Source organism: Novosphingobium sp. IK01, from assembly GCF_033242265.1.
Lineage (GTDB): Bacteria > Pseudomonadota > Alphaproteobacteria > Sphingomonadales > Sphingomonadaceae > Novosphingobium > Novosphingobium pituita.
On the sequence record NZ_BTFW01000001.1, the window covers coordinates 909573 to 922864 of the forward strand.

The 13292-nt window shown below is 67.4% G+C and carries 14 protein-coding genes; 10 read left to right on the plus strand and 4 right to left on the minus strand.

The features are described from left to right. The first annotated feature begins 38 nt into the window (after nt 1–38). Nucleotides 39–1457: a sigma-54-dependent transcriptional regulator gene (locus SBI20_RS04445; RefSeq protein ID WP_317973912.1), complete on the plus strand. Its 1419-nt coding sequence runs from the start codon at nt 39–41 to the stop codon at nt 1455–1457. Nucleotides 1458–1480: 23 nt separating this feature from the next. On the opposite strand, the gene folP is transcribed toward SBI20_RS04445, so the two are convergent. From folP to SBI20_RS04460, 3 genes are all read right to left on the minus strand, one after another. Next, the gene (folP, locus tag SBI20_RS04450) at nt 1481–2596 is read right to left on the minus strand and encodes a dihydropteroate synthase (RefSeq protein ID WP_317973913.1); all 1116 of its coding nucleotides are present in this window, start codon (nt 2594–2596) and stop codon (nt 1481–1483) included. Nucleotides 2597–2617: 21 nt separating this feature from the next. Further along, nucleotides 2618–3805 carry a site-specific DNA-methyltransferase gene (locus tag SBI20_RS04455; RefSeq protein ID WP_317976035.1) on the minus strand — a complete coding sequence of 396 codons (1188 nt, stop codon included), beginning with the start codon at nt 3803–3805 and terminating at the stop codon, nt 2618–2620. 248 nt (nt 3806–4053) lie between these two features. Next, on the minus strand, nt 4054–4698 hold the full coding sequence (locus SBI20_RS04460) for a ribonuclease HII (protein ID WP_317973914.1): 645 nt from the start codon (nt 4696–4698) through the stop codon (nt 4054–4056). Between the two features lie 226 nt (nt 4699–4924). Between SBI20_RS04460 and SBI20_RS04465 the strand changes: the two genes are divergently transcribed. The 5 genes from SBI20_RS04465 (at nt 4925) to SBI20_RS04485 (ending at nt 8152) form a co-directional block, all read left to right on the plus strand. Beyond that, nucleotides 4925–5617: a pyrimidine 5'-nucleotidase gene (locus SBI20_RS04465; RefSeq protein WP_317973915.1), complete on the plus strand. Its 693-nt coding sequence runs from the start codon at nt 4925–4927 to the stop codon at nt 5615–5617. Nucleotides 5618–5674: 57 nt separating this feature from the next. After that, a complete protein-coding gene (gene dapD / locus SBI20_RS04470; protein ID WP_317973916.1) occupies nt 5675–6511 on the plus strand; it encodes a 2,3,4,5-tetrahydropyridine-2,6-dicarboxylate N-succinyltransferase in 837 nt (278 codons plus the stop codon). A gap of 172 nt (nt 6512–6683) precedes the next feature. Then, entirely contained in the window at nt 6684–7043 is a 360-nt protein-coding gene (locus SBI20_RS04475) for a hypothetical protein (RefSeq protein WP_317973917.1), read from the plus strand. A gap of 69 nt (nt 7044–7112) precedes the next feature. Next, nucleotides 7113–7415, plus strand: coding sequence for an alkylphosphonate utilization protein (locus tag SBI20_RS04480; protein WP_317973918.1), 303 nt, complete (start codon nt 7113–7115; stop codon nt 7413–7415). Between the two features lie 404 nt (nt 7416–7819). Beyond that, nucleotides 7820–8152 carry a hypothetical protein gene (locus tag SBI20_RS04485; protein WP_317973919.1) on the plus strand — a complete coding sequence of 111 codons (333 nt, stop codon included), beginning with the start codon at nt 7820–7822 and terminating at the stop codon, nt 8150–8152. Between the two features lie 167 nt (nt 8153–8319). Here SBI20_RS04485 and SBI20_RS04490 read toward each other — a convergent pair whose 3' ends face one another. Further along, on the minus strand, nt 8320–8820 hold the full coding sequence (locus tag SBI20_RS04490) for a glycine zipper 2TM domain-containing protein (protein WP_317973920.1): 501 nt from the start codon (nt 8818–8820) through the stop codon (nt 8320–8322). A gap of 179 nt (nt 8821–8999) precedes the next feature. Here SBI20_RS04490 and crtY point away from each other — a divergent pair, with 179 nt between their 5' ends. The 4 genes from crtY to SBI20_RS04510 are packed head-to-tail and all read left to right on the plus strand — an operon-like array spanning nt 9000 to nt 13255. Further along, nucleotides 9000–10214, plus strand: coding sequence for a lycopene beta-cyclase CrtY (crtY, locus tag SBI20_RS04495; protein ID WP_317973921.1), 1215 nt, complete (start codon nt 9000–9002; stop codon nt 10212–10214). 1 nt (nt 10215) lies between these two features. Then, nucleotides 10216–11724: a phytoene desaturase gene (locus SBI20_RS04500; protein ID WP_317973922.1), complete on the plus strand. Its 1509-nt coding sequence runs from the start codon at nt 10216–10218 to the stop codon at nt 11722–11724. Continuing rightward, nucleotides 11721–12302 carry an LOG family protein gene (locus SBI20_RS04505; RefSeq protein WP_317973923.1) on the plus strand — a complete coding sequence of 194 codons (582 nt, stop codon included), beginning with the start codon at nt 11721–11723 and terminating at the stop codon, nt 12300–12302. Before SBI20_RS04500 ends, SBI20_RS04505 begins: the two co-directional genes overlap by 4 nt. Beyond that, nucleotides 12299–13255 carry a phytoene/squalene synthase family protein gene (locus SBI20_RS04510; RefSeq protein ID WP_317976036.1) on the plus strand — a complete coding sequence of 319 codons (957 nt, stop codon included), beginning with the start codon at nt 12299–12301 and terminating at the stop codon, nt 13253–13255. Before SBI20_RS04505 ends, SBI20_RS04510 begins: the two co-directional genes overlap by 4 nt. Nucleotides 13256–13292: the final 37 nt, after the last annotated feature.

A 13292-nucleotide genomic window follows, 5' to 3' on the forward strand; every position in this document is an offset into this window, starting at 1 on the left:
TGGTGTCACATCCACCCTGTTCAACCGACGGGAAAACCATGGCCGACCCCGACGACCGCCTGCTGATGCTGATTGATGACGAGCCGGCCCAGTGCCGCCTCATCACCGCGCTCGCCGCGCGCGAGGGCTGGCGCACGGTGATCGCGCGCGATTCGGAAACCGCCATTGCCACGCTGGGCACGCGCCAGGGCATGCAGCTTGGCGCGATCATCCTCGACCAGTGGGTGCCCGGCGAGGATGCCTGCGCGCTCATCGCCGAACTCAAGGCCCGCCGCCCTGCCCTGCCGATCCTGATGCTCACCACCAGCGCCTCGCCGCTGCTGGCGGTCGAGGCGATGCGCGCGGGCGCGACGGACTATCTGATCAAGCCGGTCGCACCCGACCGGCTGCTTCAGGCCCTGCGCAGCGCCACCACGCGCGAGGCCCCCGCAGCCGAACTCCAGCCGCTGACCGAAAAGATCGGCACGACGCTCGATTTCGATTCCATGATCGGTGCCGCACCCGCCTTTCGCGCGGCGCTGGCGGTCGCGGCCAAGGCCGCGCGCACCCAGCAATCGGTGCTGATCGAGGGCGAGAGCGGCACCGGCAAGGAAATGCTGGTGCGCGCGATGCATGCGGCAAGCCCGCGCGCCAAGACCCCGCTGCGCATCGTCAACGCCGGGGGCATCCCGGCCAACCAGATCGAAAGCGTGCTGTTCGGGCACGAGAAAGGCGCCTTTCCCGGCGCCTTCGACCGCCATGTCGGCGCGCTGCAACATGCCGATGGCGGCACTTTGGTGATCGATGAGATCGACCGCCTGCCCGCGCCCGTGCAGGAGCGCCTTGTCCAGTTCCTTGCCAAGGGCGATGTCCAGCCGATCGGCGCGCGCCATTCGTTCCGCATCGACGTGCGGCTGATCGCGTGCAGCAACGCGCCCTTGCGCGAACTGGCCGATGCCGGGCTCTACCGCGCCGATCTGGTCGAGGCCCTGAGCGCGGTTCATGTCCACCTGCCCGCGCTGCGCCAGCGCGTGGGCGACATTCCGGCCCTTGCCCGCTATTTCCTCGCCCGCATCGGCGAACAGCCGGGCCTGCGCCCGCTGGGGATCACCGACGGCGCCCTTGCGCTGCTCTCGGCCTACGACTGGCCGGGCAATGTCCGCCAGTTGCAGGCCACGCTGTTTCGCGCGGCGGTGTTCTGCGACGCCGAAACGCTCACCGCGCAGGATTTTCCCAACCTCTCGACCATGGTGGGCGAGGCGCCGCGCGCGTCAGCGCCCATCAGCGACGGGGCCGGGGTCATGCTGTTCACGCCCGACGGCAACTTGCGCCCGCTCGAAGAGATCGAGGCCGATGTGATCCGCCTCGCCATCGGGCACTATCGCGGGCGGATGACCGAAGTGGCCCGGCGGCTGGGGATCGGGCGCTCGACGCTCTATCGCAAGCTTTCCGAACTGGGGATCGACAACGCGGCCTGAGAGGGCTGCATCCCCTTCCAGCCTCAGTCTTCGCCCACCAGCGAAAAATCGGTCAGCGCCGCATCGCGCAGGCCGCGCCAGACGCGCATGGCCTGAACCGTTTCAGCCACGTCGTGGACACGCACCATCTGGCACCCGGCCTCGAACGCGCGGATCGCAAGCAGGAGCGAGCCGCCCAGCCGCTGATGCGCGGGCGCCTCGCTGGACAGCGCGCCGATCATCCGCTTGCGGCTGGCGGCAAACAGCACCGGCTGGCCCAGCGCATGGAGCAAGGGCAGCGCGTTGACCAGCGCGAGGTTGTCGGCCAGCGACTTGCCAAAACCGATGCCCGGATCGATCATGATCTTCTCGCGCGCGATCCCGGCGGCAAGGCAGGCATCGCGGCGTGCGCGCAAATCGTCGAACACGTCGAGCACGACATCGGTGTAGTGGCCATCGGCGTGAAGGTTGTCCGCCCCGCCCGGCGCGTGCATGAGGACCACCGGCGCGCCACTGGCGGCGACGATTTCCATGCTGCGCGGATCGTGGCGCAGCGCGGACACGTCGTTGACGATATGCGCGCCAGCGGCCAGCGCGGCGGCGATCACGCTCGACCGGCGGCTGTCGATGGAAATGGCAGCGCCCATGGCCGACAGGCGCTCGATCACCGGGACGACGCGCTTGATCTCGTCGCCTTCCCAGACGGCAGCGGCGCCCGGACGGGTCGATTCCCCGCCCACGTCGATCACGCCCACGCCCGCCGCGATCATCGCGGCGGCATGGTCGATGGCCGCATCGGGCTTGTCGAGGAAGCGCCCGCCATCCGAAAAACTGTCGGGCGTGACGTTGAGAATGCCCATGACGCCGGGCTGGTCCATGCGCAGCAGGCGCTCGCCACAGCCGATGGGGGCATGGACCTTGCGCAGCGCCGCCCACTGGGCGCCCGCCTCCAGGGCGAGCGCGTCGGGAAGCATGGCGATGGCCTCGGGCAGGGCCTGCGCCGAGAGCACGCGCTGCGACGTGATACGCCCGCCCTCGCGCACCAGCAGCGCGAAGCGGCTGGCACAGGCGAGCCCTCCGGCAATGCGAACGGCCTCGCCCGGATCGCTCTGCGGGCTATGCGAAAGGGACAGCGGGCGGATATAAACGGAGGCGCTCATGGGACAGCGCCCCTAGCCTGATCAGTCCTCGATCGCCAGCAGGTAACGCTGGCGCAGGGTGTCGATGGGCTTCAGGTCGTTCTTGGCATCATCCTTGTCCTGATAGTGCCAGAAGGTCCAGCCGTTGCACGAGGCCGCGTTCTGGACCTTGGTGCCCATGCCGTGGATCGAACCGGTATCCTGGCCCACGGCCAGGCTGCCATCGGCGCGCACGATGGCCTGCCAGCGGCGCTTCTTGTCGGTCAGCACGGCGCCCGGCGCCAGCCAGCCCGATTCCACCAGCGAGCCGAACGGCACCTTGGGCGCCGCGCGCTTGCTCTGCATGGTCTTGAGCGCGCTTTCGTCGAGCGGCAGGGCCAGTTCGATGCGCTCGTTGGCGACCTCGATATAGCTGTCCTCGCGCTCGCAGCCGATCCAGTGACGGCCAAGGCGCTTGGCAACCGCGCCGGTGGTGCCGGTGCCGAAGAACGGGTCGAGCACCACGTCGCCCTTGTTGGTCGTGGCCAGCACGACGCGATAGAGCAGCGATTCCGGCTTCTGCGTCGGGTGGGCCTTGGTGCCGTTGCGCTTGAGGCGCTCCTTGCCCGAACAGATCGGCAGCACCCAGTCCGAGCGCATCTGCAACTCGTCGTTCAGGGTCTTCATCGCGCGATAGTTGAAGGTGTACTTGGCCTTCTCGCTCTTGGCGGCCCAGATCAGCGTTTCATGGGCATTGGTGAAGCGCGTGCCCTTGAAGTTGGGCATCGGGTTCGTCTTGCGCCAAATGATGTCGTTGAGGATCCAGAAGCCCATGTCCTGAAGCATCGTGCCCAGGCGGAAAATGTTGTGATAGCTGCCGATCACCCAGATCGAGCCATTGGGCTTGAGCAGGCGATAGGCCTCGCTCAGCCATTCGCGGGTGAAGCGGTCGTAGACGGCGAAGCTGTCGAACTGGTCCCAGGCATCGGTCACGGCATCGACATGGCTGCCATCGGGACGCGCGAGGTTGCCACCCAGTTGCAGGTTGTAGGGCGGATCGGCGAAGATCATGTCGATCGAGGCCGAGGGAAGCGAGCGCATCATCTCGATGCAGTCGCCCTTCAGGATCTGGTTGACGGGCAGGCCGTGTACGGGGGGAAGATCATGGACGGGGGGCAGGATCGCCGCGCGCGTCTTGACCGGCGCCTTGGCCTTCAAGGTGCGCTTGCGCGTTTTCACTGCCGTAACCATCATCGTTCCTTCCTGTCTGCGTCGAGGCTGAATCTGAATCATCGCGACTCGCAGGTCAAGCCGCGACTCGTGCTGACTCCACGAGTCGCGGCCTATGGGCTGGGGAACGGAAGGGGGGCAAAACCATATCTTGAGTCTGTCACACAGCACATGACTCAAGATGTGGTATGCAAACTTGTGGGGAATTTATTTTCGGGCCTTGCATCGCGAGTCGCGCAGGGTTTCGCAACGTTGCGAAGGACCACAGATCACGTCTGGAACAGCACCAGTTGCGCAACCGGCGCGAAACTGCGGCGATGGAGCGGGGTGGGCCCATGGGCGCGCAGGGCCGCCAGATGCTGCGCCGTGCCATAGCCCGCGTTGCGCTCCCAGCCATAGTGCGGGTAGCGCTGGGCGGCCTCCTTCATCAGGCGGTCGCGGTGTTCCTTGGCGATGATCGAGGCTGCCGAGATGCACGGTTCGATCGCATCGCCCCCGACGATCGCGCGCGCGGGCCACAGCCATTGCGCGCACCGCCCCTGCGGGGTGAGATTGCCATCGACCCGCACCTCGCGCACCGGCTTTTCCTCTCCGATCCGGGCCAGCAGCGCCTCGACCGCCAGCGTCATGGCCAGCATCGTCGCGCCGAAGATATTGAGCCGGTCGATCTCCTCGGGGTCCACCACGCCGACCGCCCAGTGGCAGCGGTCCTTGATCTCGGCTTCGAGCAGGGCGCGGCGGCGGGCGGTCAGCTTCTTTGAATCGTCGAGCCCCTCGATCCGCCGCCGCCCGAGCACGACCGCGCCGGCCACCACGGGCCCTGCCAGCGGCCCGCGCCCGGCCTCGTCCACCCCGATGATCAGCCCGCGCGGACGGAAGGCAGGCGAAGCGGAAGGAATGGGCGTTTCGGGCATGGGGTCCAGTCTTCGGGGCGAAATGCGCGTGGGCTTGCGCTCTTGCCCTGCCCCGCGCGCCCAAGCAAGACCTCGCAAATGCCGCCACCACGCCACTTCCGGGCTTGCCCCGCGCCCGATTTGCGGGCAGGCGCCCGGAGACTTGCATTCTTCCCTCCCAAGCCGATCATGCGCCCGCTGATCTTGCGTATCGGGTCGCCCTTGCGGCCCGCCCCAAGGATACCTGATGCCGTTTGACCCTTCGCGCGTGGATTGCTGGATCTTCGATCTGGACAACACGCTCTACCCCGCCTCGACATGCCTGTTCGACCAGATCGACTTGCGCATGGGCATGTATATCGCCGACCTGCTGGGCTGCGATCATGCCGAGGCGCGCCGGGTGCAGAAGATGTATTTCCACGACCACGGCACCACGCTGGCCGGGCTCATGCACTTCCACGGGGTCGACCCTTACGAGTTCCTCGGCTTCGTCCACGATATCGATATGGCCCCGCTTGCCCGCGCGCCGCGCCTGCGCGAGCGGCTGATGCGCCTGCCGGGCCGCCGCCTCGTCTTCACCAATGGCGACGCGCCCTATGCGGCGCGCGTGCTCGAAGCGCTGGACATCACCGACTGCTTCGAGGGGCTCTACGACATCCACGCGATGGACTATCGCCCCAAGCCCGAGCCTTCGGCCTATCGCGGCTTTGTCTCGACCTTCGATGTCGACCCCGCGCGCGCGGTCTTCTTCGAGGACAGCGCCCGCAACCTCACCCCGGCCAAGACCATGGGCATGCAGACCGTCTGGCTCGACTTCGGGACCGACTGGGGCGCGCGCGCCATGGTCGAAGGCGCCATCGACGACACCATCGACGCCACCGCCGGACAGGACCTGCCCGGCTGGCTCGACGCGCTTGCCGCCACCGGCCGCCTCGGCTAGTCGCCCAAACGATCCATTCCTGCCTGATACAGCATATTTTGTCGGAGAAATTGACGCATGACCGCACAGCTCGAAGCCGCCATCGAAGCCGCCTGGGAAGCGCGCGCCGATGTCACCCCGCGCAGCGATGACGTGCGCGCGGTGGTCGAGGAAGCCCTTGCCCTGCTCGACGCGGGCAAAGTGCGCGTGGCCGAGAAGATCGACGGCGAATGGGTCGTCAACCAGTGGCTCAAGAAGGCCGTGCTGCTCTCGTTCCGCCTCAACGACAATGTCGTGATCGAAGGCGGCGCAGGCGGCGCCCCGGCGTTCGACAAGGTGCCCAGCAAGTTCGACGGCTGGGACGATGCGGCCTTCCGCGCCGCCGGTTTCCGCGTGGTGCCCGGCGCCGTGGCGCGGCGCGGCGCGCATATCGCCAAGGGCGTCGTGCTCATGCCCAGCTTCGTCAACATCGGCGCCTTCGTCGATGAAGGCACCATGGTCGACACCTGGGCCACGGTCGGCTCGTGCGCGCAGATCGGCAAGAACGTCCACATCTCGGGCGGCGCCGGCATTGGCGGCGTGCTCGAACCGCTTCAGGCTGGTCCGGTGATCATCGAGGACGGCGCATTCATCGGCGCGCGTTCGGAAGTGGCCGAAGGCGTGATCGTGGGCGAAGGCGCCGTGCTTTCGATGGGCGTGTACCTGGGCGCAAGCACCAAGATCGTCGACCGCGCGACCGGCGAAGTCCACATTGGCCGCGTGCCGCCCTATGCGGTGGTCGTCCCCGGCGCGATGCCCGGCAAGCCCCTGCCCGACGGCACCCCCGGCCCCTCGCTCTACTGCGCGGTGATCGTCAAGACCGTCGACGCGCAGACCCGCAGCAAGACCGGCATCAACGACCTGCTGCGCGACTGATCGATACCCCTGCCCGCCCGGCCTTCGCGCCGGGCGGGCAGATACGAAGACATGATTTGGGCGCAAACCGCAGGGTTGGCCGGAACCCGATACACTCTCCGGGCGTAAGTTGGAACTGAGCGCGAGCCACACGACCGTGGCCCGTCCCCGACCCGCCAAGGAGAGCGCCCCCGTGTATCGCGACGACCCGCGCGACGCCGAAAGACAGGACAGGCAACAGCAGGACGGGCCCCGGCCTGCCCCCGCCCAGCTTGCCTCCGCCCAGCCTGCCCCAGCCATGTCCCGGCCCAATGGCCAGGCCAATGGTCATCAGGACCGCGACAGCATCGGCCTTGCCCTGGTGCGCTGGGGCCTGCTGATCAGCCTGTCGCTGGCCATCCTGGCCCTTGGCGCGATATGGATCACCGGCGCCCTGATCACGCCGGGCCATGCCAGCGCCGCCATGGCCGAAGCAGGCCTGAATGATGTTGGCCCAACCAAAAACGGCGCAAGCCGGGCCATGCACGAAACAGAACACCAGCCTTCCCCGTGAGCGGGGCCGTCCTTTCGCATGGGCGGGCCCGCCCGCAACCGGGGCAGGCCCCAACCCGAAAGGACAACGATGAGCGACGAAGACTACGTCTACGACGAAGACACCGGCGAATGGATGACCGCTTCCGAACTGGCGGCCAAGCAGGCTGCGGCCAACACCGTGGAAGTGCGCGACGCCGTGGGCAATCTGCTGGCCGACGGGGACCAGGTCACCCTGATCAAGGATCTCGACGTGAAGGGCGCCGGACAGACGCTCAAGCGCGGCACCCTGATCAAGTCGATCCGCCTGACCGGCGACGCGCAGGAAATCGACTGCAAGTTCGACGGGATCAAGGGCCTCGTGCTGCGCGCCGAGTTCGTGCGCAAGCGCTGATCCGCAAGGGCGCCTGAAAGCACCTGTCGGCCTATCGATCTGCCCCCTGTCCGCCTGCCTGCGCCCGAGCGCGCCGGGCAGGCGGCGTCGGGCCGGAACGCCCCCGCCTCGCGCCGCCTCGACGGCGCAATGTCCCTCGAAAGCACCTTCCAAAGCTGAGGACTTTCGCCACTCGGGGTATTTTGTGCGGCAGGGTGCGCGCCCTGCAAAAAAACGGCGATCCTGCCGCTGTCTTGAAAACGAAGATTTTTCCGCGCGGGACGCAATTGAGTTGCACGTTACGCAATCATGCAGGCGGGCTAATCAATTGCTCGCAAGTGCAGCATGGGCAAAACGGATCGCAACAAGAACACAACAGACGGGTGTCCGAAGGCAATCTCACCTTCTTGCCAAGGGAAATTGCCATGCTTCCTTCTTCGTTCCCGATCGCTCCCAAGTTCGTCCGTGGGGCTTTCGCCGTCGTTCTTCTCGCTGGCGCGCCCGTCGCAGCGCATGCCGAAGCCATCACGACCACGCCGGGCGCTGCCGACAGCTTTGCCTACAAGGGCGTGAACTATTCCTACACCACCGAGACCAAGGGCGCCGAAAAGATCGTGCGCGGCACGGCCTATGCCGGCAAGATGCCCTTCGAACTGCATATCCGCAAGAAGTCGGTCGAAGGCACCTTCAACGATCGTCCGGTCAGCTTCTCGCTGAACGACGTGAAGAAGATGGGCATCACCGTCGAGGAAAAGTGACCCGAGGGCGGGCGCGGCGCCTGATGGCCTGATCGGTCACGACGCCCGAGCTCCCCGCCTCCCGGTGGCCTGCCCCATGCATGGCAGGCCCCAATCCGATCCCCGGAAGGCCCTTTTGCCGCAAACCGGCAGAAGGGCCTTTTCCGTGGGACTCCCTCGGGCAGGGATCAGCGGCAGCGCACGTTGTTGCTGTCGATGGCCGCGCCAGCCGCCGCGCCGCCGATGCCCCCGATAATCGCCCCCAGGGGCCGCGAATCCCCTTGCGCGATCATCGAGCCGAGCGCCGCACCGGCAAGGCCGCCCACGATCAGCCCGGTCGTGCCATCCGAACGGCGGCAGTAATAGCGCCCGTCGCCACCGCGATAGACCCGGTCGTTCATGCTCAGCCGCCGTTCGCCATAGCGCGGGTCGGCGCGGTAATAGCGTTCGGCATAATAGCCGTTGTAGCGCGGATCGGGGCGGTCATAGTCATAGCCGCCGTACTGGCTGTAGTAGCCGCGATCATAATAGCCCCAATCCCCGCCCCGGCCATAACCGCCATCATAGCCCCGGTGGTGGCCTGCATAGCCCGGACGCCCGCCATAGCCCCCGCCATAGCCATAGTCGTCGGTGCAGGCAGCCGTCAGGCCCGAGGCGGCCAGGGCGAGCACCATGAGTGCCTTTTTCATCGGCGTATCTCCGTTGGGGTAACCTGGGCATGCGCAAGCCCGTCATGGCCTGGCGTCCCATTCCCTCGCCAAACGTTTACCATGCCCTCCCGGTTCCAGCCTGTCATCCCTCCTTCCCGTCACCTGTCCTGTTTGCGCGCGCCTGTTGCCAGCCCCCCTCGCCTGCCGTAACGCTGGACATGATGAGTTTGCGTCACGCCGACATCGCGATCCTGGGAGGGGGGCTTTCCGGGGGACTGATCGCCCTGGCCCTGCGCAAGGCGCGGCCCGAATGCTCGCTGCTGCTGATCGAACAGGAGCAGACGCTGGGCGGCCATCACCGCTGGTCGTTCTTCGGAACCGATGTGGGCAAGGCCGGACGCGACCTGATCGCGCCGATGGTCGAGCAGGCCTGGCCCGGTTATGGCGTGCGCTTTCCGCGCTATCGCCGCGATCTTTCGACCAGCTACTACACGATCACCTCGGCGCGTTTCGATGCGGTCGTGCGCGCCGCGCTCCCGCCCGAAGCCGTATTGACGGGCGCGCGCGTGCTGGCAGCGGGCACTGGCGCTGTCACGCTGGCCGATGGCACGCGGGTCGAATGCGGGGCGGTGATCGATGCCCGCGGGATGCGCCACCACGGGCACCTGACCGGCGGCTGGCAGAAATTCGTGGGCCAGCGCCTGCGCCTTGCCCATCCCCACGGCCTTGCCCGGCCCATCGTCATGGATGCCGGGGTCGAGCAGATCGACGGTTTCCGCTTTGTCTATTGCCTGCCGCTCGCCCCCGAAGAGATCTTCATCGAGGACACCTACTATTCCGACAGCCCGACCATCGACCAGCCCGCGCTGGCCTTGCGCATCGCGGCCTATGCCCGTGCGCAGGGGTGGATGATCGAGGCCGTGCTCGACGAGGAGCGCGGCGTCCTGCCAGTCGTCGCCGGGGGAGACTGGGAGGGCTTCTGGCGGTCGAGCGGCGGCCATGGCGCGCGGGCGGGCACGCGCGCGGGGCTGTTCCATCCGGTCACCGGCTACAGCCTGCCCGAGGCCCTGCGCCAGGCCCTGGCCCTTGCCCGGCAGGACGACCTCTCGCACGAGGCCCTTGCCGATTTCTCCCGGAACTGGGCCGAGCAGCACTGGCGCAAGGGGCGCTTTGCGCGCACGCTCTCGGCCATGCTGTTCCTCGCCGCGCCGCCGATGGACCGCTATCGGATGCTCGAACATTTCTATGGGCTCGACAGCGGGTTGATCGAACGCTTCTATGCGGGCAAGAGCACGCGTCTCGACCGTCTGCGCGTGTTTGCCGGACGGCCACCCGTGCCCGTGACACGCGCGCTGCCGGTTCTGGCGGCCTCGCTGTTCAAGCGGCGCGGTCCGGGCGCAAAGCCCCTCACTCTGGCTGGGATACGCAAGTAAAATGAAACGCGCATGCGTCATCGGTGCCGGATTTGGCGGCCTTGCCCTGGCGATCCGCCTTCAGGCAGGCGGCGTGCAGACCACGCTGGTCGAGGCGCGCGACAAGCCGGGCGGGCGCGCCTATGTCTGGGAGCGCGACGGCTTCACGTTCGACGCCGGCCCCACGGTGATCACCGATCCGGCCTGCCTTGAGGAACTCTGGGCGCTCTCTGCCCACCGCATGGCCGATGACGTGGAGTTGCTGCCCGTCATGCCGTTCTACCGGCTTAACTGGCCCGACGGGACGACGTTCGACTATTCCAACGACGAAGTGGCCCTGCGCGCCGAAATCGCGCGGATTTCCCCGCGCGACATCGCCGGTTACGAGGAATTCCTGCTCTATGCGGGCGGGGTCTACCAGGAAGGCTATGTCAAGCTGGGCTCCGTGCCCTTCCTCGACTTTGCCAGCATGGTCAGGGCCGCGCCTGCCCTCGCCCGCTATCAGGCCTGGCGCTCGGTCTATTCGGTCGTCTCGAAGTTCCTCGAAAGCGAGAAACTGCGCGAGGCGTTCAGTTTCCACACCCTGCTCGTGGGCGGCAACCCGATGACCACCAGCGCAATCTATGCGCTGATCCACAAGCTGGAAAAGGACAGCGGCGTGTGGTGGGCGCGCGGAGGCACCAACCAACTGGTGGCGGCCATGGTCCGCCAGTTCGAGCGGATCGGCGGCGAAGTGCGGCTGGGCGACAAGGTCGAGCGGATCGAGACACTGGGCAACCGCGTGACCGGCATCCACACCGCGAGCGGCTGGCACGGCAATTTCGATGCGGTCGCCTCGAACGGCGACATCATGCACACCTATCGTGACCTGCTGGGCGAGAGCCCGGTGGGCCGCCGCCGCGCCGCCGCGCTCAAGCGCAAGCGGTTCTCGCCCAGCCTGTTCGTCGTCCATTTCGGCATCGAGGGCACCTGGCCGGGCATCCCGCACCATTCGATCCTGTTCGGGCCGCGCTACAAGGGCCTGCTCGACGACATCTTCCAGCATGGCGTGCTGCCGCAGGATTTCTCGATCTACCTCCACCATCCGACCGTGACCGATCCTTCGGTGGCGCCGCCGGGGATGAGCACGTTCTACGCGCTGGTGCCGGTGGCCAATCTGGGCAAGCTGCCGCTCGACTGGGACGAAATCGGGCCGATCCTCGAAAAGCGCGTGCTCGACGAGATCGGGCGCCGCCTGATCCCCGACATCCACAGCCGGATTGTCACCAAATTCCACTATACCCCGACCGACTTTTCCGATGACCTCGCCGCGTTTCAGGGCTCCGCGTTCAGCCTCGAACCGATCCTGACGCAAAGCGCCTGGTTCCGGGGGCACAATCGCGACGACGACATCGCCAATTTCTATCTGGTGGGCGCCGGCACGCATCCGGGCGCGGGGATTCCCGGCGTCGTGGGCAGTGCCAAGGCCACCGCCAGTCTCATGCTGGACGATCTCATGTCGGGCGATCTCATGCTGGAGAATCTCAAGTGAAGCGCATCGCGGTCTATTGCGGATCGGCCAGCCCGGCCGACACCCGGTATGTCGAACTGGCAGCCCAGGTCGGCCGCCAACTGGCCGAACGGGGCATCGGCGTCGTCTATGGCGGCGGCAGGCTGGGCCTGATGGGGGCGGTTGCCGATGGCGCGCTGGAGGCCGGGGGCGAAGTGATCGGGGTGATCCCCGAGGCACTGGTGAGCGCCGAAGTGGCGCATACCGGCCTCACCCGGCTCGACATCGTGCGCGGCATGCACGAGCGCAAGCAGGCCTTCGTCGAGCTGTCCGACGGCTTCCTCACCCTGCCGGGCGGGGTGGGCACCATGGACGAGTTGTGGGAAGCGATCAGCTGGGCCCAGCTGGGCTATCACGCCAAGCCGGTGGGCGTGCTCAATGCCTTCGGGTTCTATGACCACCTGCTCGCGTTCAATGCCCGCATGATCGAGACCGGCTTCATCCGGCAGGTCCACGCCGGGATCATGATCGCCGAGCATGAACTCGATCTCCTGCTCACCCGCATGGCCGCGCACGAACCGCACAAGCCGATCTTCGCGATGAACGCGGCGGACCTCTGAACACGGCTTCTTCCTTTTCGCGGGACGCTCTCGTCGCCCATGCGCGCGAGACGATTGCCAAGGGCTCGAAAAGCTTCGCGGCGGCCTCGCGCCTGTTCGACGCCGTCACGCGCGAGCGGGTCTGGTTGCTCTATGCCTGGGCGCGGGCCTGCGACGACCTGATCGATGCGCAGGATCTGGGCGGGGCGCTGGGCGATCAGGCAGGCGCCCCGGCCCGCCTCGCGCACGTGCGCGCGCTCACCGCACAGGCCTTTGCCGGAACGCCGACCGGCACCCCTGCCTTCGACGCGCTGGGCGTGGTCGCCCGCGAAACCGGGCTGACCCCGGCCATGGCCGAAGACGTGATCGCCGGTTTCGCCCTCGACGTGACCGACTGGCACCCGCGCGAGGAGGCCGACCTCATGCGCTATTGCTGGCATGTGGCCGGCGCGGTCGGGGTGATGATGGCCGTGGTCATGGGCGTTTCTCCTCGGGACGAAGACACGCTCGACCGCGCCGCCGATCTGGGGCTGGCCTTCCAGCTTGCCAATATTGCGCGCGATCTGGCCGAGGATGACGCCGCCGGGCGCTGCTACCTGCCCGCGCAGTGGCTGGCCGATGCCGATATTCCCCCCGGCGAGCAGCTCAAGCCGCCTTATCGGCCCGTTCTGGCCGGGCTCACCGCAAGGCTGTGCGATCTGGCACGGCCGCACGAGGATTCCGCGCGGATCGGCGCGGCCCGGCTGCGCTTTCGCCAGCGCTGGGCCATTCTGGCCGCAGCCGGGATCTATGGCGCGATAGCCCGGCAAGTGGCGGCGCGGGGAACGCGCGCCTGGGACAGCCGGACGCGGGTTTCGCGCGGAGCCAAATTGGTCTGGATCGGGCGGGCTCTGGTTCAGGCCCTGCTGCCGGTGCCGGGCCGGTGCCGCACGGGGGCCTTGCGGCGGCGGTTTACCCGGCGTTCTTTTGTGTGAGGGCCCCGACCTTGAGCCGGGCCCTTCCGCCCCATCC